The organism is Rhizobium sp. NZLR10, assembly GCF_019685125.1.
GTDB lineage: Bacteria > Pseudomonadota > Alphaproteobacteria > Rhizobiales > Rhizobiaceae > Rhizobium.
Genome location: NZ_JABDWE010000003.1, coordinates 212,117 through 233,323 on the forward strand (window position 1 = coordinate 212,117; position 21,207 = coordinate 233,323).

At 61.2% G+C, this 21,207-nt stretch carries 22 protein-coding genes and 1 pseudogene; 11 read left to right on the forward strand and 12 right to left on the reverse strand.

From position 1 onward, the window contains the following. The first annotated feature begins 286 nt into the window (after window positions 1-286). Complete coding sequence (locus HJB82_RS06640) at window positions 287-2,077, forward strand: acetolactate synthase 3 large subunit (RefSeq protein WP_207581074.1); 1,791 nt, start codon at window positions 287-289, stop codon at window positions 2,075-2,077. 83 nt (window positions 2,078-2,160) lie between these two features. After that, window positions 2,161-2,733: an acetolactate synthase small subunit gene (ilvN, locus tag HJB82_RS06645; protein WP_207581073.1), complete on the forward strand. Its 573-nt coding sequence runs from the start codon at window positions 2,161-2,163 to the stop codon at window positions 2,731-2,733. Between the two features lie 34 nt (window positions 2,734-2,767). On the opposite strand, the gene HJB82_RS06650 is transcribed toward ilvN, so the two are convergent. After that, the gene (locus HJB82_RS06650; protein ID WP_221139734.1) at window positions 2,768-3,616 is read right to left on the reverse strand and encodes an aldo/keto reductase; all 849 of its coding nucleotides are present in this window, start codon (window positions 3,614-3,616) and stop codon (window positions 2,768-2,770) included. Window positions 3,617-3,767: 151 nt separating this feature from the next. Here HJB82_RS06650 and HJB82_RS06655 point away from each other — a divergent pair, with 151 nt between their 5' ends. Then, on the forward strand, window positions 3,768-4,361 hold the full coding sequence (locus HJB82_RS06655) for a LysE family translocator (protein WP_207581071.1): 594 nt from the start codon (window positions 3,768-3,770) through the stop codon (window positions 4,359-4,361). Here HJB82_RS06655 and HJB82_RS06660 read toward each other — a convergent pair. From HJB82_RS06660 to HJB82_RS06670, 3 genes are read right to left on the reverse strand one after another with little or no spacing between them, the layout of a single operon-like run. After that, the gene (locus HJB82_RS06660) at window positions 4,353-4,829 is read right to left on the reverse strand and encodes a DUF2269 domain-containing protein (RefSeq protein WP_207581070.1); all 477 of its coding nucleotides are present in this window, start codon (window positions 4,827-4,829) and stop codon (window positions 4,353-4,355) included. The genes HJB82_RS06655 and HJB82_RS06660 overlap by 9 nt on opposite strands. Next, the gene (locus HJB82_RS06665; protein ID WP_221132067.1) at window positions 4,829-6,112 is read right to left on the reverse strand and encodes an SDR family oxidoreductase; all 1,284 of its coding nucleotides are present in this window, start codon (window positions 6,110-6,112) and stop codon (window positions 4,829-4,831) included. The genes HJB82_RS06660 and HJB82_RS06665 overlap by 1 nt, the downstream gene beginning before the upstream one ends. Window positions 6,113-6,133: 21 nt before the next feature. Continuing rightward, window positions 6,134-6,802 (reverse strand): hypothetical protein, encoded by a 669-nt coding sequence (locus HJB82_RS06670; protein ID WP_246762676.1) that lies wholly within the window; start codon window positions 6,800-6,802, stop codon window positions 6,134-6,136. Between the two features lie 258 nt (window positions 6,803-7,060). Here HJB82_RS06670 and nthA point away from each other — a divergent pair, with 258 nt between their 5' ends. Genes nthA through HJB82_RS06685 form a run of 3 tightly spaced genes read left to right on the forward strand, consistent with a single transcriptional unit; the run spans window position 7,061 to window position 8,719 of the window. Beyond that, the gene (gene nthA / locus HJB82_RS06675; protein ID WP_207581069.1) at window positions 7,061-7,705 is read left to right on the forward strand and encodes a nitrile hydratase subunit alpha; all 645 of its coding nucleotides are present in this window, start codon (window positions 7,061-7,063) and stop codon (window positions 7,703-7,705) included. Next, on the forward strand, window positions 7,702-8,361 hold the full coding sequence (nthB, locus tag HJB82_RS06680) for a nitrile hydratase subunit beta (protein ID WP_207581068.1): 660 nt from the start codon (window positions 7,702-7,704) through the stop codon (window positions 8,359-8,361). The genes nthA and nthB overlap by 4 nt, the downstream gene beginning before the upstream one ends. Further along, window positions 8,348-8,719, forward strand: a complete 372-nt coding sequence (locus HJB82_RS06685) for a nitrile hydratase accessory protein (RefSeq protein ID WP_221139735.1) — start codon at window positions 8,348-8,350, stop codon at window positions 8,717-8,719. The genes nthB and HJB82_RS06685 overlap by 14 nt, the downstream gene beginning before the upstream one ends. 202 nt (window positions 8,720-8,921) lie before the next feature. Here HJB82_RS06685 and HJB82_RS06690 read toward each other — a convergent pair whose 3' ends face one another. Genes HJB82_RS06690 through HJB82_RS06700 form a run of 3 tightly spaced genes read right to left on the reverse strand, consistent with a single transcriptional unit; the run spans window position 8,922 to window position 10,646 of the window. Next, the gene (locus HJB82_RS06690; RefSeq protein WP_221139736.1) at window positions 8,922-9,704 is read right to left on the reverse strand and encodes an anti-sigma factor; all 783 of its coding nucleotides are present in this window, start codon (window positions 9,702-9,704) and stop codon (window positions 8,922-8,924) included. Further along, complete coding sequence (locus HJB82_RS06695; protein ID WP_221115755.1) at window positions 9,701-10,216, reverse strand: RNA polymerase sigma factor; 516 nt, start codon at window positions 10,214-10,216, stop codon at window positions 9,701-9,703. The genes HJB82_RS06690 and HJB82_RS06695 overlap by 4 nt, the downstream gene beginning before the upstream one ends. Before the next feature lie 49 nt (window positions 10,217-10,265). Further along, window positions 10,266-10,646, reverse strand: coding sequence for a hypothetical protein (locus HJB82_RS06700; RefSeq protein WP_207581064.1), 381 nt, complete (start codon window positions 10,644-10,646; stop codon window positions 10,266-10,268). Window positions 10,647-10,882: 236 nt separating this feature from the next. On the opposite strand from HJB82_RS06700, the gene HJB82_RS06705 reads away from it, so the two are divergent. Further along, window positions 10,883-11,371, forward strand: a complete 489-nt coding sequence (locus tag HJB82_RS06705) for an Rrf2 family transcriptional regulator (RefSeq protein WP_207581063.1) — start codon at window positions 10,883-10,885, stop codon at window positions 11,369-11,371. Between the two features lie 107 nt (window positions 11,372-11,478). Here HJB82_RS06705 and HJB82_RS06710 read toward each other — a convergent pair whose 3' ends face one another. The 4 genes from HJB82_RS06710 to HJB82_RS06725 all read right to left on the reverse strand — a co-directional run bounded on the left by HJB82_RS06710 (window position 11,479) and on the right by HJB82_RS06725 (window position 14,838). Further along, window positions 11,479-12,960 (reverse strand): mechanosensitive ion channel family protein, encoded by a 1,482-nt coding sequence (locus HJB82_RS06710; protein ID WP_221139737.1) that lies wholly within the window; start codon window positions 12,958-12,960, stop codon window positions 11,479-11,481. A gap of 93 nt (window positions 12,961-13,053) precedes the next feature. Continuing rightward, complete coding sequence (locus HJB82_RS06715) at window positions 13,054-13,473, reverse strand: cupin domain-containing protein (RefSeq protein WP_207581061.1); 420 nt, start codon at window positions 13,471-13,473, stop codon at window positions 13,054-13,056. A 61-nt stretch (window positions 13,474-13,534) separates the two neighbouring features. Next, window positions 13,535-14,290, reverse strand: a complete 756-nt coding sequence (locus tag HJB82_RS06720) for an SDR family oxidoreductase (protein ID WP_221139738.1) — start codon at window positions 14,288-14,290, stop codon at window positions 13,535-13,537. A 68-nt stretch (window positions 14,291-14,358) separates the two neighbouring features. Beyond that, entirely contained in the window at window positions 14,359-14,838 is a 480-nt protein-coding gene (locus HJB82_RS06725; RefSeq protein ID WP_221139739.1) for a carboxymuconolactone decarboxylase family protein, read from the reverse strand. Between the two features lie 132 nt (window positions 14,839-14,970). On the opposite strand from HJB82_RS06725, the pseudogene HJB82_RS06730 reads away from it, so the two are divergent. Continuing rightward, window positions 14,971-15,887: pseudogene (locus tag HJB82_RS06730) on the forward strand (LysR substrate-binding domain-containing protein). 79 nt (window positions 15,888-15,966) lie between these two features. Beyond that, entirely contained in the window at window positions 15,967-17,094 is a 1,128-nt protein-coding gene (locus HJB82_RS06735) for an ATP-dependent RecD-like DNA helicase (protein WP_207581058.1), read from the forward strand. A 124-nt stretch (window positions 17,095-17,218) separates the two neighbouring features. On the opposite strand, the gene HJB82_RS06740 is transcribed toward HJB82_RS06735, so the two are convergent. Next, window positions 17,219-17,911: a MerR family transcriptional regulator gene (locus tag HJB82_RS06740; RefSeq protein WP_207581057.1), complete on the reverse strand. Its 693-nt coding sequence runs from the start codon at window positions 17,909-17,911 to the stop codon at window positions 17,219-17,221. Between the two features lie 453 nt (window positions 17,912-18,364). Between HJB82_RS06740 and HJB82_RS06745 the strand changes: the two genes are divergently transcribed. Both HJB82_RS06745 and HJB82_RS06750 read left to right on the forward strand, forming a co-directional pair. Next, window positions 18,365-19,117, forward strand: coding sequence for a pyridoxine 5'-phosphate synthase (locus HJB82_RS06745; RefSeq protein WP_207581056.1), 753 nt, complete (start codon window positions 18,365-18,367; stop codon window positions 19,115-19,117). A gap of 176 nt (window positions 19,118-19,293) precedes the next feature. Continuing rightward, window positions 19,294-21,126: a WG repeat-containing protein gene (locus tag HJB82_RS06750; protein WP_246762675.1), complete on the forward strand. Its 1,833-nt coding sequence runs from the start codon at window positions 19,294-19,296 to the stop codon at window positions 21,124-21,126. Window positions 21,127-21,207 lie beyond the last annotated feature (81 nt).

Consider the following 21,207-nt stretch of genomic DNA (forward strand, 5'->3'; position numbering starts at 1 on the left):
ATCCTTTAACAAATCCTTCAAACCATGGTTTTTAGAGGGTAAAGGAGCGCGGATGGATTTTTATTGCGGCATGCGTTGACGCTGCGAAATTTTCTGTCTATCACTTCCGACCATGAAAATCGCAACGGCTCTTATCGTGGTGGGAAAGCGCATGGGCAGGATGGTGTAACCATCCGGCGGTAGCCACCCATGCGCTAGATGACAGGCTCCTCCGGGGCCTTTTTTTATGCCCGAAATTCGGGCTTCCGGCCACAAACGCAATCCCAGCATCAAACGGAACAGACAGATGAGCACGGACAATCAGGCGGCAGGCAATCGGATGACGGGAGCGGAGATCGTTCTCAAGGCGCTGAAGGACAACGGCGTCGAACATATCTTCGGCTATCCGGGCGGCGCGGTCCTGCCGATCTACGACGAGATCTTCCAGCAGGAAGACGTCAAGCACATCCTCGTCCGCCATGAGCAGGGGGCAGGTCATGCGGCCGAAGGGTACGCGCGCTCCACCGGCAAGGTCGGCGTCATGCTGGTGACCTCGGGCCCGGGCGCTACCAATGCGGTCACGCCGCTGCAGGACGCGCTGATGGATTCGATCCCGCTCGTCTGCCTGACCGGTCAGGTCCCGACGCCGCTGATCGGCTCCGACGCCTTCCAGGAATGCGATACGGTCGGCATCACCCGGCCCTGCACCAAGCACAATTGGCTGGTCAAGGACGTCAACCAGCTCGCCGCAGTCATCCACGAAGCCTTCCGCATCGCCCAGTCCGGTCGTCCGGGTCCTGTCGTCGTCGATATTCCGAAAGACGTGCAGTTTGCGACCGGCACCTACACGCCGCCCGCCGATTACGCGATCCAGAAGAGCTACCAGCCGAAGATCCAGGGCGACCTCAACCAGATCCATGCGGCGATCGAGCTGATGGCGAATGCGCGCCGTCCGGTCATCTATTCCGGCGGTGGCGTCGTCAATTCCGGGCCTGAGGCTTCCAAGCTGCTGCGCGAGCTGGTCGAACTCACCGATTTCCCGATCACCTCGACGCTGATGGGCCTCGGCGCCTATCCCGCTTCGGGCAAGAACTGGTTGAAGATGCTCGGCATGCATGGCTCCTATGAGGCCAACATGGCGATGCACGACTGCGATGTCATGGTCTGCATCGGCGCCCGTTTCGACGACCGTATCACCGGCCGTCTCAATGCCTTTTCGCCGAATTCGAAGAAGATCCATATCGATATCGATCCATCTTCGATCAACAAGAACGTCCGTGTCGATATCGGCATCCGCGGCGATGTCGGCCATATCCTCGAAGACATGGTCCGCCTGTGGAGGGCGCTGCCGAAGAAGCCGGAAAAGGGCCGCCTTGAGGACTGGTGGACCGATATCGCTCGCTGGCGGGCGCGCAACTCCTTTGCCTATACAAGGAGCAGCGATGTCATCATGCCGCAATATGCGCTGGAGCGGCTCTACGCGCATACCAAGGACCGCGACACCTACATCACGACCGAGGTTGGCCAGCACCAGATGTGGGCGGCGCAGTTCTTCGGCTTCGAGCAGCCGAACCGCTGGATGACCTCCGGCGGCCTCGGCACGATGGGATATGGCCTGCCGGCAGCGCTCGGCGTACAGATCGCCCATCCCGACAGCCTCGTCATCGACATTGCCGGCGATGCCTCGATCCAGATGTGCATCCAGGAAATGTCGGCTGCGATCCAGCACGATGCGCCGATCAAGATCTTTATCATGAACAACCAGTATATGGGCATGGTGCGCCAGTGGCAGCAGCTGCTGCACGGCAACCGGCTGTCGAACTCCTATACCGAGGCGATGCCTGATTTCGTCAAGCTGGCGGAAGCCTATGGTGCTGTCGGTCTGCGTTGCGAAAAGCCGGAGCATCTCGACGACACCATTCTGGAGATGATCGAGGTCAGAAAGCCGGTCATTTTCGATTGCCGCGTTGCCAATCTCGCCAATTGTTTCCCGATGATCCCCTCGGGCAAGGCCCACAACGAAATGCTGCTGCCGGATGAGGCCACGGACGAAGCGGTCGCCAATGCAATCGATGCCAAGGGCCGCGCGCTCGTCTGACATTTTTAATTTGCGCATAATCCTTTCCGAAAATCGTTTCCGATTTTCGGGGTTATGCGGCAGGGAAGAGGAAACTCAAGACCATGAACGCACACCTTCAGCCCACGGGCTCCGCCTATTTCATTTCGCCGGAAACGGCGGCGATCGAAAGCCACACGCTTTCCATTCTCGTCGACAATGAGCCGGGCGTTCTTGCCCGGGTCATCGGCCTGTTTTCCGGCCGGGGCTACAATATCGAAAGCCTGACGGTCTCCGAGACCGAACATCAGGCGCATCTTTCCCGGATCACCATCGTCACACGCGGCACACCGCATGTGCTGGAGCAGATCAAGGCGCAGCTCGAGCGCATCGTACCGGTACACCGCGTCGTCGACCTGACGGTGCGTGCCCGCGAACTCGGCCAGGACCGGCCGATCGAGCGCGAAGTGGCGCTGGTCAAGGTGATCGGCGAGGGCGACATGCGCGCCGAGACGCTGCGCCTGGCCGATGCCTTCCATGCCAAGGTGGTGGATGCGACGGTCGGTCACTTTATTCTTGAGATAACCGGCAAGTCATCGAAGATCGATCAGTTCGTGGCGATCATGAAGCCGCTCGGCCTCATCGAGGTCTGCCGCACCGGCATCGCCGCAATGAATCGCGGCGCGCAGGGCATGTAAGCTCGCTGCTGTAATAATTGGAAGCCGCTGAAGATCAGAGCATCTCCAGCGGTTTTTTCTTGGTGGGCGGCGGGAAGACGGCGTCGAGCGCCTGCCAGTCCTCGGCAGTGATATCGAGCGAGACGCAGTCGCGGTTTTCCGCCGCGCGTTCAGCATTCGATGTCTTCGGGATGACGATGACGCCGTCGCGTTCGAGCAGGAAGGCCAGCGCCAGCTGGGCGGGCGTTGCCTGATAGGCCTTGGCGATGCGGATCAGCTCGGGATGATGCAGGATATGTCCCTGCTCGATCGGCGAATAGGCCATGACGGGAATCTTACGGCTCTGGCACCAGGGCAAGAGGTCGAATTCGATGCCGCGGCGGGAGAGATTGTAGAGCACCTGGTTGGCGGCGACATTGGCGCCGTCGGGCACTCCGAGAAGTTCCTCCATGTCGCCGGTGTCGAAGTTGGAGACGCCCCAGGCGCCGATCTTGCCGGATGCCTTCAGCATTTCGAAGGCCGCGACGGTCTCGGCCAGCGGATGGCTGCCGCGCCAGTGCAGGAGATAGAGATCGATGCTGTCGGTGCGAAGCCGTTCGAGACTGCGCTCGCAGGCCTCGACCGTGCCCTTCAGGCTGGCGTTCCAGGGATAGACCTTGCTGACGATGAAGACCTCGTCGCGCCGTCCGCTGATCGCTTGGCCGACGATCTCTTCGGCACCGCCGTCGCCGTACATTTCGGCGGTGTCGATCAGCGTCATGCCGAGATCGATGCCGACCTTGAGACTTTCGATCTCCGCCCTAGCGTGGCCGGCATCCTCGCCCATGGCCCAGCTTCCCTGGCCGAGTGCCGGCACTTGCGCGCCGTTCGGGAATGTAATGGATGGGATCGGGTCGTCCTGCATGGGTTTTCTTCCGTTCGCGAAGAGATTGGGCCGTATCGCCATCTTTCAAGCAATCCTGTCACCATGACAATGATGGAATGGTGTCAGCTGTTTAGGACAGTTATGCTGACCTAAAATGAACTCGGCCGAGAAGGTCGGTTCGGGAGGTCGCATGCCGCTGGATACATTTCTCGCCCTCATTCTCTTCGCCTTTACGACGTCGATCACGCCGGGGCCGAACAATATGATGCTTTTTGCATCGGGCGTGAATTTCGGCTTCCGCAGGACGATCCCGCATATGTTCGGCATCGGTGTCGGCTTCTTCTCGCTGCTCATCGGCGTCGGCCTCGGGCTCGGTGCGGTTCTGCATACGGTGCCGGTCGTCTATATGGCGCTGAAATTTGCCGGCGGTGCCTATCTCGTCTGGATCGCCTGGAAGATCGCCTCTTCGCGGTCGCTCGCCGAAGGCAGGAGCGGCGTCGAGCCGATGTCATTCTTTTCGGCTGCCGCCTTCCAGTGGGTCAATCCGAAAGCCTGGGTAATGGCGGTCACCGCGATGGCGACCTATACCAATCCGGAGCTTTACTTGGGCAGCGTGCTTCTCGTCGGCCTGGCTTTCGCAGCCGTCAACGTGCCAAGCGTATCGACATGGGCGGGCTTTGGTTCGGCGTTGCGGGAATGGCTTTCCGATCCGGTGCGGCTGAGATGGTTCAATATCAGCATGGCGGTGCTATTGGTGGCGAGCCTCTGGCCGATGCTAAAATAGAGCGATTGCCGGCTTCATCAGCATCAGCCAGAGAATGCCGACGACGGCTGAGAAGGCCGGAAAACCGCAGGCGAACCAGATGCGGTAGAGGCGAAAATAAGCCGGCGGCAAGGCGCTTCCAGACGCCGCGGCCATGCGGGCGAGATCGCGCAGCCGGATCTGGATCCGGACAACCGGCAGCCAGAACAGGCCGGTGACGACGTAAAGCAGCAGCGAAAGCGTGATCCATCCCTCCGACAGCTCCCAGCCGATCGATCGGGCCAGCAGAGCGCCGGTGGCCGGCTGGAGAATGGCTGCGGTGGCGGTAAAGACGGTGTCTGCGACGACGACGGTGGCGGCGACATGGGCAATCAGCCGGGGATCACGTGTCCGGTGCGCCATCATCATGAAGAAGGCGATGCCGGCGCCGGTGCCGAAGAGCACGGTCGCGCCGATGACATGGGCAAAGAGCAACCATTGCTCAAGCATCAGCGTTCATCCAGGGTGGCGAGGGCTGTCAGCGTCAGCAGGATCGACGGCAGCACCTTGACGAGCGGGCCGAGCGGATCGAGCCAGAGTGCCGGTTCTATGAGGCTTGCGCCAATGAGATAGGCGAGCGACACGGCCAGCATGCCGAGAAGAGCGCGTTTGGCCAGCGGACGGAAAAGGACGGCGGCGCCGAGCGCGATGTCGATCAGGCAGGTGGCCAGTGTCAGCATCGTTGCGGCTGCCTCCGGCATAAACGGCAGGAAATGGGTGGATGTTTTCTCGATCGCAAGCAACGGGATCAGGCCGGAGAGCAGCCAGAAGGCGGAGAGGCCCGAGATGACAAGCGGCTTCAGGAGATAGAGCCGGGCAAACCAGAGATCCTGCACGCCGGAGGGATTGCCCGAAAGGGTTGCGGCCGCCGAGAGAGTCGCCAGGCCTGACGGTGGCGCGCGATCCATGCTGATACCTTCGGACATGACGGTCATGGCGGTAGAGCGCAGCGGCGAGCGCCAGCCGAGATGACCGGCCATATCCGCAAGCCATGTGACCGGCCTTGCAAGAATGGGCGGAATGGAAATGACGGGTGCATGCGGCAGGCCGAGCCAGGCGCGGTGGAGTTTGACGAGGCTTGCGAGCGTTTGCCGTTCTTCGGCCGCCAGTTCGATATCGCTGCCGGAGGGGAGCGCACCGCAGATTGCGGCTGAGACTGCGGCGGCGACATCTTCGACGGCGACGGTTTCGACCGGGCTGTCGGCGTGGATGAGCGGCAGGACGAGGGGGATGGTAGCGAGGGAACGCAGCAGCGCTGTGCCACCGTGGGCGTTTCGGCCGAGCACTAGCGCTGGGCGCAGGATCACGTAGGGAATGCCGCTTGCCGCAAGCGCCAGGTCGGCGGCACGCTTGGTCGCTAGAAAGGGCCGATCACGACCGGCGCCGTCAGTGCGCGCCGATATCTGGACGATCAACTTCACGCCGGCCGTGCGTGCTGCTCCCTGCAGCGCGATCATCGCCCGTTCCTGTGTGGCGGCAAGGTCGTCAGACAGGCCGTCCTGCAAAGCGCCAGCGCCGTTGACGACAATCTGCTGGCCTTCAAGTACCGTCGCCCAGTCGGCCGCGTCGGTCATCCTAGCCAGATTTGCGCTGATCCAACGGATGCTGGGCTGGCGGAGGCGCGCCCGGCCGGGATTCCGGCCAAGCCCGGTGATGACATGGCCATCCTCTAGCAATCTTGCCGCGACCGCCGAACCGATAAAGCCTGTAGCACCGAGAATGAGAATATTCATAAGGAGGAGGTTACCGATACCTCAAGCAATTTTACGCGGATCGATTTTTGCCATGGGAACGGCGCATTCGGTCACGATTTGTGCTGCCAGTAGCGGGTCTATCGGCTGCTCGTCGATCGCGAAAGCAAGCTCGATTGCCATGCCGATCGCCAGCGGCCGCCGCCGGACCGGGACATGGTTCATATCCAGAACCTGCCGGGCAATCGGCCAGAGGCGCCTGACATAGCTGATGGGCAGGGCGCCGGGCTGATCATCTTCCGCCAACCGTGGCCTGCCGAACTGCGGATCGCCGATGGTGGCCGCGACATGGCGAAACGTATCGAGGACCGTCTCTTGCGACAGAACCGCGCCCTGGTTTCCGGCGGCGCCATAGGTCAGCGCCAGCAGAGAATCATGGCTTTCCAGCAGGAAAGCATTCGGCAGATTGCCAGCGTAGTAGCGAGATCCATCCCTTGTTTCCATGGTGACTAGATCGGCGCCGTCGCGACATTGCCCTGCTTCAGCCACATTGAGTGCGGCAAGAACACAAGAGAATCCGCCGATTGATCCGAGCGCCGCCAATAGATCGATCATCCGAAAACGGCCGTCTTCGGCGATTTCCTGACGGATCCGGTCGAGGAGGGCGCGGGCCACGAGCCTCGGGCCTTGCAAAGGATTGCCGGCCTCGTTCGGGCGCGGATCGTCCTGCACAGCGCTTTGCGCACGGATCTTTATTTCCTCTGCCTGAGAGGAGGAGGAAGAGGCGGGCGGATTGGTTCTTCGGCCGAATGTCGGAGTTTTCATGCGGTGCAATCTGAAGATGAAGCCATTAATGTTTGGTTATATCGGCGGGGTGAAGGATGGTTTGCTTAACCAATCCCTATTCGCCTGGCGGCATCTTTACGAGAAACGCACTTGGCGGCCATCCGACCAGCGCCTAAGATCCAGCCGCCTATTCGGGAGAGCGTTATGCGGCACAGCGACGATCATGCAGGTCATGACCACGACGACCATGACCACGACAACCACTATTCCGACATGCAAGCCCGCGTCAAAGCGCTGGAAACGCTGCTGACGGCGAAGGGTCTGATCGACCCGACGGCGATCGATGCGATTGTCGAGACCTATGAGACGAAGGTGGGGCCGAGGAACGGTGCGCATGTCGTTGCCAAGGCCTGGAGCGATGCCGATTTCGCCGAGTGGCTGAAGCGCGATGCGACGGCGGCGATTGCCAGCCTCGGCTATACCGGCCGGCAGGGCGAGCATATGCGCGCCGTCTTCAATACGGCCGAGACCCATAATCTCATCGTCTGCACGCTCTGCTCCTGTTATCCCTGGTCGGTGCTCGGCCTGCCGCCGGTCTGGTACAAGGCGCCGGCCTATCGCTCGCGCGCGGTGATCGATCCGCGCGGCGTGCTTGCCGAATTCGGGCTGACGCTGCCGAAGGAGAAGAAGATCCGCGTCTGGGATTCGACGGCGGAGCTGCGTTATCTCGTCATTCCCGAACGGCCGGACGGCACGGACGGAATAGACGAGGCAGCTCTCGCTGATCTCGTCAGCCGCGATGCAATGATCGGCACGGCCGTCGCCCGAAGCCCGGAGGCTCTTGCATGAACGGACCGCACGATCTCGGTGGTCAGATGGGTTTTGGTCCTGTCGCGCCGGAAAAGGACGAACCCTGTTTCCACGCCGAATGGGAAAAGCGGGCGCTCGGCGTCACGCTTTCCTGCGGCGCTTTCGGCGCATGGACGATCGATGAAAGCCGGCATGCGCGCGAGAATATTCCGCCGGCCGACTACCTCGCCGCCAGCTATTACGAGATCTGGATCCGCGGCGTCGAGACGCTGCTCGAACGGCACGGCTTTGCGACGCGCGCGGAATTGCAGTCCGGCCATGCGCAGCAGGGCGGCGCGGTGCCGAAGCGGGTGCTGAAGGCGGAGATGGTGCCTGCTGCTCTGGCCAAAGGCGGACCTTGCGATCGTCCGATCGGGACCACGCCGCTCTTCGCAGTGGGTGAGGTGGTGAAGACAAAGAATTTCAATCCGGCCACGCACACGCGCCTGCCACGTTATGCGCGCGCCAAGACGGGTGTCGTCGAGGCGGTGCAAGGGGCTTTCGTCTTCCCCGACGATAACGCGCATGGCCGCGGCGAAAATCCGCAATGGCTCTACACAGTCGTCTTCGACGGCGGCGAGATCTGGGGCGAGGGGGCGGATCCATCACTGAGGGTCTCCATCGATGCGTGGGAGAGCTATCTTGAGCGTTTGTGAGACGCCGTCTCAGCTGGCGCAATCGCCAGGCTTGCCGAGGTCGTCGGAGGGTGATCCGATTTTTCCCGAGCCTTGGGCGGCGGAAGCTTTCGCTATGACCGTGCATCTGCATGAGAAGGGGCTATTCGCCTGGGGCGAATGGGCTGAGGTCCTGTCTAAGGAGTTGCATACGCCCGGCCGTGCCGAAGATGGCAGCGATTATTTCGACTGCTGGGTGGCGGCCCTTTCCGAACTGCTCGTTAGTCGCGGTATAGCGGATGCATCCGTCATCCTCGACCTGCAGCAGAGCTGGCAGCGGGCCGCCGAAGCCACGCCGCACGGGCAGCCGATCGAACTTACCAACGATCCGCTGCGCTGATCTGTAGAGCGGTTCAACGGAAGCGCAGAACCGCTCTAGTCTATTGTTTTTACGCAATTCCGGACGGAAAACCGCTTCGCACTTTTCCTGGAGTTGCTCTAAAGCGTGTCGCGATCTTTCACAATCGGTTGTCACGCTTTAGGTCTTTGTTTTTATGCATGTCTTTATCGCAAAACCGCGGCATACTTTTGCGAGACATGCTCTAGGACGGAAACTGCCGGTAGCATTCCTCGGCAACATCACGCAGCGTCTGCCTGGAGATTTCGCCGGTGACGGCATAACCGAGTTCGCCGTCGATCCAGTAGAAGGTCTCGAGATTGCCCGATGAGGCGAAGCGGAAGCTGGCGGTGCGGTTTTCGGTGTTGCGGCCGACAATGACGGTCAGGCGTTCGCCTGCCTGGTTCTCGTACATGAACATGGCGCCCGGTCGGCCATCGACGGGCAGCAGGCGGCCGCCGACCAGTTTGAAGCCGAGTGGCTGCAGATCGGGGATCTTCAGATTCTGGATGGCCAGGCGCTTGCCGAGCCAGGTGGCGAGATGGACCTCCTCGTCGGCGAAGACCTCGACCGGGTGGCGAACCTCGGCGGCGTAGACCATGAACGCGGTCTCCGCCTGCTTCGGCAGGGTTTCGGAGCCAGCAAGCTGCAGCTCCGGCCTTTCCAGAAGAGCCGGGCCGTAGTGGCCGCTGACGGTGCCGAGCGCAAAGACGACAAGGGCGGCGGCGGCGATCGCCAGGCGTTTCCGCCCCGATGAGACGCTGCGCAGGGGCGAGACGAGCAGGGTGTCCGTGCCCTTCGCTTTCTCATATCCTGAAAACAGCGACCGGATGCTGCTATTCTGCGCCTGCCATTCGGCGACGATTGCTGCCTCGTCGTGATTGTCGGCGAGGTAAGCCTCGATCCGGGCGCGCGCCGCTTGCGGCAACTGGCCGTCGGCATAGGCGTGGAGATCGGCTTCGGTGACGATCGGGTTGGCTTCGTTCATTTCGGCCTCCGAAGCGTAATGATGTTATCGGCTTTCAGCCGCTCGGCGACGCGCTGGCGGGCGCGCGACAGCCGGGACATGACGGTGCCAATGGGGATGTCGAGGGCTGCGGCAACCTCGCTATACGTGTATCCCTCGATGACCACGAGCATCAGCACGGCGCGGCGCTCCTCCGAAAGGCTGTTCAGCGCGTTGTCGAGCCGGGCGCGCTCCAGCGGATCGGCCAGCGTTTCGGGTGCGGCGATGTCCCCTGCGGCGTCGAGTTCGACGATAGCGTCGCGCGCCTTGCCGCGCCGGCCGTTGCGGTAGAGATTGGTCATAATGGTCAAGACCCAGCCGCGCAGATTGAGGCCGCGCCATTGGCCACGGCGCGCCAGCACCTTCTCGACACAGTCTTGGAGCAGATCCTCGCCATCGGCATCCGAGCGCGTCAGGCTGCGCGAATAGCGCCGGAGCGAGGGGAGGAGGGCCAGGATCTGGCCCTCGAAACTTTCCGGTGCGGGTGTTTTCACGCCGACCGCTCTCTTGTAATGACCGCCCCTTCGATCAAGGCCTCTACAATCAAGGTTTGGCAAGGCTCCAGTTGCCGCCGACGCCATCGCCGGTGATGTCGCCCATCTTCTTGTCCTTGACCCAGTAATAAAGCGGCATGCCGTCCTTGGCCCATTGCTTCGTGCCGTCCTTACGGTCGATGATAGAATATGCACCATCAGCCTTGGCACCGCCAGCGGCCATCAGCGGCGGCCAGTTCTTGGCGCAATCGTCGTTGCAGTTGGAAACCCCCTTGGCGTCCTTTTTGAAGGTGTAGAGGGTCATGCCGTCTTTGCCGGCAAGAACTTTACCCTTGGCGGATTCGACTTCCTTGACTGGAGTGGCTGCGAAAGCAGCGGTGGCGGCAAGGGCGGCAGCCGCCACGGCGAACAGGAATTTCACGGATTTCATGATGTCTCTCCTTGAGATTGGGCATGCAATTTTGCGATGCCTGAGATGAGACACGAGACGAGGCGGTTTTGTTCCCAACGCATGGAAAGTTTTATGGCAGGAGGCGCGCGAGCCCGTGCCGATATTCCGCGGGCAGGGGCGAAGGCCGGTTTGCGCGGTCATTTACATTATGCCGATTTTCGGATAGCGTATATCCTTAATTCGCATCCTGAAACAGCCATCACGCGAGTTGCTGAATGATCCTGAAAAGCCAGGTCGAGTGGGCGCTCCACTGCTGCGCCATTCTCGCAGGCCTGCCCGAGGGCAGGTACCTTTCCACCAAGGCGCTCGCAGAGCTTCATGGTCTGCCGAAGGAATATCTCTCCAAGGCGCTGCAGAGCCTTTCGCAGGCATCGCTGGTCGAGACCACGCTTGGCCCGACTGGCGGCTACAGGCTTGCGAGCCCTCCTTCGGAGATCAATTTCCTCGACATCGTCGAGGCGGTCGAGGGCAAAACGCTGAGCTTCACCTGCACGAACATCCGGGCGAACAATCCTTGCCGGGCCGAAGGATATTGCGACAGCAAGCCCTGCGCGGTCGCGCGCGTTATGTGGGCGGCGGACGAGGCCTGGCGGGATACGCTGAGACGCGTCCGGCTTTCCGATCTGGTCGGCACCTTGTCCGAGGAAGTGCCCCCCGAGCTCTGGCGGAGCACGTTCGAATGGGTGCTCAAGCGCGCCGGCTGATTACAGCGCCGCGGGTCGTATTAGACGCGCAAAGGACGCTGTAACACTTTGAATCTACGCATCGTGCTTTCCGAAAATCGATTTCGATTTTCGGAAAGCACGATGCGCTAGGCCCTGAAGATTGTCCTGATGGTTTTCAGGATAGCGCGCGCGCTGTGGGCGGGTTCGGCGGGCAGGGCGGCATCGTCGCGGAATCGCTCCGCGCGGAGGGCGAGGTCTTCGGCGATTTCTTCCGCCAGCGCCGGACGCTCACTCAGCAGCGGCGCGAAGGCCTGCTGATCGATTTCATAGACCGTCACGGCGGTAAGAGCCTCCAGGGTACAGACTTCCTGCATGGCGGAGAGCAGTCCGGTTTCTCCGAAAAAATCACCCGGCGCGAGCCGCCCGCGTTCCCCATCTCCGTGCCGCGCCGCGATAATGCCGGCCCGCACCATCATCAGGGACGGCAGCATTTCGCCCTCCCGCACGATCACGTCGCCCTTGCGGAACTCACGCACGGCGGTTGTCTCGGCGAGTTTCTGCTTTTCATCGGTCGTCAGCGCCGCAAAGATCGGTATGGCCTCGATCAGTTCGAGCGGCGTTACGCGGGGCGCCCGTGCGCTCTCTTCGGTCGGCAGATCGCCCGTCAGGACCGAGGCGGCCGCCGGAATGGCCAGAAGCAGGCCGGCCGACTTGCAATGACGGTAGACGAGATCGAGCACCTCGTTTCGCGCCGTCGCGTGCTGGCTGGGGCTCGTCACCCGGAACTGTAGCTCGACCTCCAGTGCCGTGGCGTCCAGCCCCCTCAGCGCCACGACCGGCGGCGGCTCGCGCACGATGGAATTGCAGCTCGCGAGCGCCGACAACATCACTTGGCGGACCGATGCCGGCATCCGTGTCGGGGCGATGCGGATGGTGAGGATCAGCAGATGGCTTTCGTCCGGCCGGCTTACATTCGTCACGGCGAGCTTGGCCAGAAAACTGTTCGGCAGAACGACGAGATTGTTTGCGCTGGTCAGGATGTGCGTCGCGCGCCAATTGCTTTCGACGACGCGTCCCTCTGTGCCGTCGCTCAAAAGAATCCAGTCACCGATGATGTATGGCCGGCCGAGGGTCAGCGCGATGCCGGAGAAGACGTCTGCGAGCGTGCTCTGCAGCGCAAGGCCGAGAATGATGGCGACGACGCCCGAGGTCGCAACGAGGGTGCCGATCGGCACGCCGAAGACGAAGGCCAGAACGGACAGGGCCATGCCGATATAGACGACGCCAATGACGAGATCCTGGAGCAGGCGAGCCTCTCGTGGACTGCCTTCCAGCACCAGATACAGCCTGATGAAACCGATGACGGCCCATGCCAAATGAATCCACCAGAGCGTTTTCGCGACGATGACGAGCAGGGCCTGCGGATCCTCGGACTCATATCCTTGAAACCGGTGGGGTTCGATGCCGCTGCCGACGAGGATCAAAGTCATCGCGGCGAAGAAGAATATCTGCACCACCAGCCGCGTCGTGGGCCGTTGGCGGGAAAGCAGGTGCCAGACGACGATCCCGGCGAAGCCGACTGTTATGAGCGATATCAGAGGCTTGCCGAAGAGCGCGTCGTAGATCATCTGTCTTTGTCTCCGGGAGGGGCGGGCGGCGTATGATTCAGCATGTCGGCCGCCAGCGCAAGCATCGGCCCGCGCGGACGGCTTGGCGGCCCCCTACTTCTTGAGGGGATAGGTCAGCTCTTTCTGGTTGATGTCGACCACGAAGACGGCGAGCAGGCGGGCGGGCTTGGTTTCGCTGCCGTTGGCGCTGACGCCGTGCCGGTCGCCCGGCATTTCGGAGAAACTCTCGCCGGCATGATAGACCTTGACGGGGCCGTCATTGACCTGGCTGCGGATCGCTCCTTCGAGCACGGTGGCGTAGATGAAGGCCGTGTCCGGATGGGTGTGGCCTTCGGAGAAGCCGCCCGGCCCATATTCGACCAGCACGCCCTTGATACTCTTGCCCGGCACGTTCGGAAGCTCGTGCTCATAGACGAGGGTGACCTTCGCAGACTTGCTGTTGTCGTGGGCGCTGGCGCCGGTGGCAGTCAGAAAGGCGAGGGCGACGGCGGCGAGGACTGAGGTTTTGATCATTGGAATCTCCATATTGCTTGGATGAGCAGGACGCGCCCGAGCGGCCGCGTCCTGGCGCAAATCACTTCGGCTGGGCGGATTTTGCGAACCATTGTTCGAAGGTGATCGAGCCGAGGCTGCGGCTGTCGTCGGAAACGAGCGACTGGTCGTTGAGCCGGACGCCGAAATATTTCGCTTCCGGATCGGCTTCCACGGTACGCGGGTCTTTCATCGCCTTCAGATATCGGGCGACGAGTTCGCTCAGGCGCGCCCGTTCCGGACCTGATATCTCGATTGTGGCGTTGGCGGGCGCGGAGAGCGCCACATCCGCCATGACGTCGGCGACGTCGTCGGAGGCGATCGGCTGGACATAGGCCGGCGACAGGCGAACTGTCTGGCCGACCGTTGCCGATTGGGCGATTCCGCCGAGGAATTCCATGAATTGCGTCGAATGCACGATGGTGTAGGGAATGCCGGACGCCTTGATCAGTCTTTCCTGAGCGAGCTTGCCGCGGAAATAGCCGCTTTCCTGCAGTCGCTCGGTACCGACGACGGAGAGAGCGACATGGTGTTTTACCCCGGCAACCTTCTCGGCGGCGAGAAGATTGCGGCCCGAGGCCTCGAAGAATTCGAGCACGGCCTTGTCTTCGAAGGATGGCGAATTGGCAAGGTCTAGCACCACTTCGGCGCCGGAGAACGCGTTCGCCAGTCCTTCTCCCGTGATCGTATTGACGCCTGAGTTTGGCGAGGCGGCAATCACGTCATGCCCGCGCTTGTGCAAGCGTTCGACAGTCTTTGAACCGATGAGGCCGGTTCCGCCGATGACAACGATTTTCATAACAGATCTCCGTTCGCTGCCGGGGTGCGACAGCGTCAAAGGTGAATCTTCTCAATGAATTGTGGGGTTTAGTTCAAGCCTGATTTGTCGAGGCCATAGGCCTTGTCGGCCCAGCCGGGGACCGTCCTGAAGCCGACATTAACGCGGTTCCAGGCATTGATGGCCATGACGACAAAGGTCAGATCGGAGATTTCCTTTTCGGAAAGCTGGCCGCGAACCCGTTCGTAAATCTCGTCGGGAATGCCGCCCTCGGGAAGCTTCGTCAGCGCTTCGGTCCAGGCAAGGGCTGCGCGCTCGCGGGGAACGAACAGGTTGGATTCCCGCCAGATGGCGACGTGATGGAGCCTGAGCTCGGTCTCACCATGGATCTTTGCCTGCTTCACATGCATGTCAAGGCAAAAGCCGCATCCATTGATCTGTGAAGCGCGGATCTCGATGAGGGCCTGAAGCTTCTCGTCGATCACGCTGCTCTTCAGCGCCATGCTGAATTCCATGAATTTCTTGAAAAGCTCGGGGGACTGCTGGGCGTAGTTCAATCGCTGGCTCATGTCATCTCTCCTCTAATTAAGGATATTTAGTATCCTTATGGATATAAGATATCCTTAATTGCTGGACTGTAAAGCCATTCTCGCTTAGTTTGGCTGCATAAGGCCTATGCGCAAAAGTATGAGGGGGCAGGGATGGATATCGTTTCGGCATTGCGAGCCTTCCAACGCGTCGTGGAGACGGGCTCGTTTTCAGCGGCGGCGCATGATCTCGACGTGACACAGCCGGCGGTTTCACGGCAGGTCGCAGCCTTGAAGGCCATTTCAACACGCGCCCCCTACATCGCACGACGAGCGGCCTGTCGCTGACGGCGGAGGGGGAACGGATGCTGCCGATGGCGCTGAGGATTCTTGAAGCGGTGGAGGAACTCGGCGATGCGGCCGGATCGGATGGGGCCATGGCTTCGGGGAGGGTCAGACTCAGCGTCCCCGCGCCGCTCGGCCTCTATCTCAGCGAACGGTTGGGCGATCTTCTTGCCGTCCATCCGAAGCTTTCGGTCGAACTGCTCCTCAGGGAGCAAAGCTCCGATATGATCGAGGAGCGCCTCGACCTCGAAGTGCGGCTGGGCTCGGTCGCTGACAGCAGCCTCGTTTGCCGGCGGATAGGTTGGACGACGGCCTTCCTTGTGGCATCACCCACCTATCTCGCGCGCAAGGAAGCGCCGCGGGCGCCGAAAGACATCAGGGAGCACGAATGTCTGTGCTACAACAGGGCCGGCGGAGCTTCCACCTGGTCGTTCTCGAATGGCTCGGAAGACATTTCGGTTCGGATTTCGCCGCGCCTGACCGCCTGCAGCGCCGTCGCCATTCACAGGGCAGCCCTTGCCGGCGCGGGCCTGGCGGTCCTCTCCCATATCATCGCCGTCCCGGATATCGCCGCTGGCCGGCTGATCCCCTTGATGGAGGATTTTCAACCAAGCCGCCTGCCGACCACGGTCGTCTATCCCTCGAGGCGCAACATGCCGCTCCGCGTCAAAACGGTTCTGGATTTTCTGACCGATGCGATCGGGCGGGACCCGTCGATGTGCGCGAGCGGCATGGGCTGGCAGTAGAACGGATGATCGTCCCGCCGCGCGATTTGCCGTTTTCCGCCTTGCCTAACGCCCGCGAATCCTGCCAAGTCGTCCGATCATGCAATTTGCGCCGCAACAAGACGAAGCCCTCAAGGCTGTTTCGAAATGGCTGAATGAAGGGCGTTCGCCGCTCTTTCGCCTATTCGGCTATGCCGGAACGGGCAAGACGACGCTTGCCAAGCATTTCGCCGAGAATGTCGACGGTGATGTGCTGTTTGCGGCCTTTACCGGCAAGGCCGCACAAGTGTTGCGCTCGCGCGGCGCCTCCAACGCCCGGACGATCCATTCGCTGATCTACCGCCCGCGCGGCGAGGAAGCGGTGGAGGACGAAGAGACCGGCAAGACTTCGATCGCACCGATGTTTTCGATCAACCGGCAGAGCCCGGTCGCCAAGGCGGCGCTGATTATCGTCGACGAATGCTCGATGGTGGACGAGGCGCTCGGCAAGGATCTAATGAGCTTCGGCACGCCGATCCTGGTGCTCGGCGATCCCGGCCAGCTGCCGCCGGTCACCGGCGGCGGTTACTTCACCAATCAGGATCCCGATTACCTGCTGACCGATATCCATCGCCAGGCGCGCGATAATCCGATCATCAAGCTCGCCATGCAGGTGCGCGAGGGCAATGAGGTGATGTACGGCGATTACGGCACGGCCAAGGTGATCTCGAAGAACGAGGTGACGCAGCAGCTGGTACTCGATGCCGACCAAGTGCTCGTCGGCACCAACAGGACCCGGCGGCGCTACAATCAGCGCCTGCGCGAGCTGAAAGGCTTCAATGCCGATTACCCGCAGACCGGCGACAAGCTCGTCTGTCTCCGGAACGATCCCGCCAAGGGCCTGCTGAACGGCTCGCTCTGGCAGGTGATGACCTCGTCCAAGGAAACGACGAAGCCCGGCATCAATCTCCTCGTTCGGCCCGAGGACGACGACATGGACCGGGGAGCTGCCAAGATCAAGCTCCTGAAACAGGCCTTCGAGGATGTCGAAGGCGAGATCCCCTGGAACACCCGCAAACGCTACGACGAGTTCGACTACGGCTATGCGCTTACCGTTCACAAGGCGCAGGGCTCGCAATGGAACGACGTCGTGCTGTTCGACGAGAGCTGGGCCTTTCGCGATACGCGCGAACGCTGGCTTTATACCGCGATCACGCGCGCGGCGGAGACGCTGACGATCGTGCGCTGACCTCGATCGCGCCTGGCGATCTTGGGCGGGAAGTCGACGGTGGCGGCCGTCGAGAATGATGCGTGCAAGTTTGCATGCGGCGTGCGTTAGGCTTGCACGCGACGTGCGTCAGGCTTGCACGTGGTTATGCCTGGACGATGCCGAGCAGAACAGCCTTGGCGATCGCCTGGAAGCGGTTGTTGGCGCGGAATTTCAGGATGATTCCGGCTTCGAGATCCCTGGTTTCGTCGTGTTTCAGGTCGAGCGCTCGGGCGATTCGCTGGGTGGAATAACCTTCCGCCATCAGCTCCAGGCACTGCAGCTCCTGCGGGGTCAGGCTTGCGCTGTCCTGGTTGTCGTTCAACGGCGGCTCTTCGACACTGGCGTCATAGTCCAGGAGGTCGCCGACCTGCTGGAGCTGGCGGTGCAGGGTCGACATCTCGGCCGTCAGCTCGCGTTTGCGCACCTGCAGCGCTTCGCGGAACATCGCCTCGGCTCTTTCCTGCGACTCGGCCTTGCGAAGCTCGTCCATCAATTCCTGGATGACGGCGATCGGCATTCCGGTCTCACGGCAGACGGTGATGACCGCCATACGCATCACATCGTCTTGTCCGTAGACCCGCATCAGGCCGATGCGATTGGCCGAAACCAACCCCTTCTCTTCGTAGAAATGCAGCGTCCTGTGCGTAACGCCGAATGCGTTGGCCATATCGGCAATGGGCACCGGACCATCCGGTAGATCCGGCGGCAGCGCGGCCGAAGGCAGGAACCGGTATTTTGACCGGGCCTCCGAAGCGTTACCGGCGGCAGCAAACAGGCGTTTGGAACCGTCTGGCATGAACCCTCCTAGGGCATAGTGTTGCACCTCATGCGGATTTGCCAGTTGCTTCCCAGGCGCGGCGAGTGGGGTTTTCCTCTGGCGTTCTTGTCATTGGGAAAGAAGCAGTACGCGGCCTACGTTTACGCTATACAATGTCCACGTTATGCGTGAACGAACTTTTTTATAAGTGCTAAAAGTAATCTCTTTTAAATGGGATAGCAACGCGACGACGTGATTTGCCCGGGTTTCTGGGTGTGCTGCAGCAAAACATGTGCTGCATTGCGGCATCGGCCGGTCGTCTTCACAGGCGACGGGAATTACTGTTTGCGGTACGCAAGGGCGCTGGAATGCCCAGCCAACGGCGATGCTATTAGCGATCGGCATGGCATTCATCTGCGAATCTCGTTGGCCATCGCGCGGCCCTTGGCTTAAAAGCAGGGCCTCCGTTTCCCGTACCGATGGATATCAGCCATGCCCGCCAAGCTTTCCGTGAACCTCAACGCCATCGCCATGCTGCGCAACCGGCGCGACTTGCCCTGGCCGAGCGTCGAAGCGCTTGGGCGAATCGCCCTTGCAGCCGGCGCGAGCGGGTTAACGGTGCATCCGCGTCCCGACCAGCGCCACATTCGCTTTTCCGACCTGCCGGTCATTCGCAACCTGATCGACGACGAATTCCCCGAGGCCGAGTTTAATATCGAGGGCTATCCCACGCAGGAGTTCTTCGAACTCTGCGCCGGGGCGGCACCGGAGCAGGTGACGCTGGTGCCCGACGATCCCGCCCAGGCGACCTCGGATCACGGCTGGGATTTCCGCAAGCACCGGGCATTTCTGACCGATGCCGTCGCGCGGCTGAAGGCGATGGGATGCCGCGTGTCGCTGTTTGCGGACGGCGATGGCGATGCTGAAGCCATTGATATCGCCAAGGCGGTCGGCGCCGACCGGATCGAACTTTATACCGGTCCCTATGGCGGCTGCTACGACGCGCCGGAACGGGCGGCCCCGATCCTCGACGCGCTCGGACGGACGGCGGATGCGGCGCTGGCGATCGGCCTTGCCGTCAATGCCGGCCACGATCTGACCGTCGAAAACCTGCCGGCGCTGGTGAAGCGCATTCCCCAGCTTGCCGAGGTTTCGATCGGCCACGGCCTGACCGCCGACGCGCTGGAATACGGCATGGCCGAGACGGTGCGGCGGTTCTGCCGGGCGTGCGGGCAGGCGGTTTAAGGAAGGGCTGTTTCCTTCTTGCGTATTGGCGGCAACTAATTTGATACGCTGCAAAGGTTTCCCGTGCTCATGGGGTGAAGGCGCTGGATTCCTGTACTCATGACCTCCGACCTGCGGATTGGCCATATTTCCAACACACGAGCATCTCCTAGTTCTTTCAACCGGGGGGCGTTAGGGTGAGCGTTGCTACACGTCAATTTATGTTTGTCGCGGCGGCATGGGCGAGTTTGCTCTGCTCCGTTGGAACCGGCGTCGCCGATCCCCGGCCGGAAAGATGGGTGGAAAGGTGCGGCGGCGTCTACGCTCTTTGCGGCTATATCGACAGAGCGACGTTAGAACCGCGGATTGATCGCAAGTTCGAAGTTGCGCTTCCTTTCTCGGAGGGGCTGGCCGCCGTGCGCTCCGAGGGGAAATTCGGCTATATCAATTCGAGTGGCGAGATGGTGATCGCGCCTGCGTTCGACCTTGCCCGCGGATTTCGCAAAGGCCACGCCGAAGTGGTGGTCGCTGACAAGGCAGGAATTATCGACAGAACGGGCAAGTTTCTGCTGTTGCCGTACTATGCGCGTGCCATTCCATTCGGAGCCGGGGCGGCGCTCGTTCGTCCCGGCAAAGCGGTCGCGTCGGATTCTTTCGGCTTCCTGCGTTTTATGTTCGGGGAACTGTTTTTTGAGAGGAGCGATCGACCCTATCTGCTCGTCGATCTGCCTTCAGGAAAGATACTGAAGGACGAGCTGGCCATTAAAGAATTCGAATTCGGCACTTTCGTTTGGGCAGCTCAGCCGGGAGATAAACGATACGGATTGCTTGCTCCCGACGGAACCTGGAAGGTCGAGCCTCGCTTCGAAACAGCCAGCAAACTCGGTGGAGGAAGAGCAATTGTCTGTTATGGCGGTTCGGCCGGACACAAAGGACAGTCCAGCCAACGTGACCGGGCCGACGCCACCCAATGCGGCGTGATCGGCCGGGACGGCCAAACTATTCTCGCCCCACAGCAATTTAGGATCCAGGATCATCGAAACGGGTTTTACCGTGTGGCCAAAGACCAGAAATTGGGCGTCCTTGACGAGGCGGGACGGTTGCTTGGCGGTCGTCTGTTTGACGATGCGAGACTGCCGGATTATTCCGGTGAGGTGGCCAGGGTATCGGTGGACGGCCAGTGGATCGGGCTCAACCGGGCCGGGGATCTGGTGCCCGACCCGGAGGACGGGAAGGCGTGGGCGGCATGTCCTTCGGGTCTCAAATTCATCCACCGCGGTAACCTTATTCAGGTCGTCGGAGCGGATGGAAAGCCGACCGTTTCGTATCTTTTTGACAACACGTACATGACCTGCGAATTCCCCGTATCGGTTCGGTACAATGGAAAATGGGGGTTTCTCAAGCAGGACGGTAAACTGCTTGTCGATCCACCATCATTTCAGAGCCAATCTGGTTTCAGCGGTGGCTATGCCGGCGTCGATGTTCAGGGCAAATGGGGAATACTGGACGCCAACGGTGTGTTAGCCCTCGCTCCGCAGTTCGATGAGTTGCAGCCCGATTCCGGTGCCTATGCGGTATCGAAGGATGGGCGGAAGTTTTGGATCGACGCATCAGGACGTGAAGTCTCCGAGCCGCGCCGCCTGGAAGACCGGCGATCAAAGTTGCGTTGCGGACCCGACGGCGGACAGCGCGTCTCGAGGAATTCGAACGGAACCTTGCTTTGGGGCATTGAGGATGCCGCCGGGAACACTGTCGTCGAGCCGAAATATCGGGCCATCACCTGTTTCCGGGATGGTCTCGCATGGGTTCCGCTCGACGAAGGACGAGAATGGTGTGCAATCGATCGGAATGAGCGGAAACGCGAGAGCGTCGCGTGTGTCAAGAACTGGGCTGACAGCAATGTCGCCGACGCGCGAACTGAGACAATGTCCGACGATCCCTATGAAAGCGGCGTGCTCTGGATGCGGGCCGAGCTTGAATACGGACTTGACCTCAGGGAAAAACCGCCTGGCTTCGTTTCGCAATTCTGAGGGGCGACCCTGCGCGTCGGTGCGGTGAGCGACACATCTGATGTGATCAGGGATCCAGTGTCCAGAATCGGAGTCCGCTCA

Bases quoted from the DNA above. Each gene is read 5' to 3' on its own strand.
- HJB82_RS06640 (WP_207581074.1), top strand. From the start codon at position 287: ATGAGCACGGACAATCAGGCGGCAGGCAATCGGATGACGGGAGCGGAG.
- ilvN (WP_207581073.1), top strand. From the start codon at position 2,161: ATGAACGCACACCTTCAGCCCACGGGCTCCGCCTATTTCATTTCGCCG.
- HJB82_RS06650 (WP_221139734.1), bottom strand. From the start codon at position 3,616: ATGCAGGACGACCCGATCCCATCCATTACATTCCCGAACGGCGCGCAA.
- HJB82_RS06655 (WP_207581071.1), top strand. From the start codon at position 3,768: ATGCCGCTGGATACATTTCTCGCCCTCATTCTCTTCGCCTTTACGACG.
- HJB82_RS06660 (WP_207581070.1), bottom strand. From the start codon at position 4,829: ATGCTTGAGCAATGGTTGCTCTTTGCCCATGTCATCGGCGCGACCGTG.
- HJB82_RS06665 (WP_221132067.1), bottom strand. From the start codon at position 6,112: ATGAATATTCTCATTCTCGGTGCTACAGGCTTTATCGGTTCGGCGGTC.
- nthA (WP_207581069.1), top strand. From the start codon at position 7,061: ATGCGGCACAGCGACGATCATGCAGGTCATGACCACGACGACCATGAC.
- nthB (WP_207581068.1), top strand. From the start codon at position 7,702: ATGAACGGACCGCACGATCTCGGTGGTCAGATGGGTTTTGGTCCTGTC.
- HJB82_RS06690 (WP_221139736.1), bottom strand. From the start codon at position 9,704: ATGAACGAAGCCAACCCGATCGTCACCGAAGCCGATCTCCACGCCTAT.
- HJB82_RS06700 (WP_207581064.1), bottom strand. From the start codon at position 10,646: ATGAAATCCGTGAAATTCCTGTTCGCCGTGGCGGCTGCCGCCCTTGCC.
- HJB82_RS06705 (WP_207581063.1), top strand. From the start codon at position 10,883: ATGATCCTGAAAAGCCAGGTCGAGTGGGCGCTCCACTGCTGCGCCATT.
- HJB82_RS06710 (WP_221139737.1), bottom strand. From the start codon at position 12,960: ATGATCTACGACGCGCTCTTCGGCAAGCCTCTGATATCGCTCATAACA.
- HJB82_RS06715 (WP_207581061.1), bottom strand. From the start codon at position 13,473: ATGATCAAAACCTCAGTCCTCGCCGCCGTCGCCCTCGCCTTTCTGACT.
- HJB82_RS06720 (WP_221139738.1), bottom strand. From the start codon at position 14,290: ATGAAAATCGTTGTCATCGGCGGAACCGGCCTCATCGGTTCAAAGACT.
- HJB82_RS06725 (WP_221139739.1), bottom strand. From the start codon at position 14,838: ATGAGCCAGCGATTGAACTACGCCCAGCAGTCCCCCGAGCTTTTCAAG.
- HJB82_RS06735 (WP_207581058.1), top strand. From the start codon at position 15,967: ATGCAATTTGCGCCGCAACAAGACGAAGCCCTCAAGGCTGTTTCGAAA.
- HJB82_RS06740 (WP_207581057.1), bottom strand. From the start codon at position 17,911: ATGCCAGACGGTTCCAAACGCCTGTTTGCTGCCGCCGGTAACGCTTCG.
- HJB82_RS06745 (WP_207581056.1), top strand. From the start codon at position 18,365: ATGCCCGCCAAGCTTTCCGTGAACCTCAACGCCATCGCCATGCTGCGC.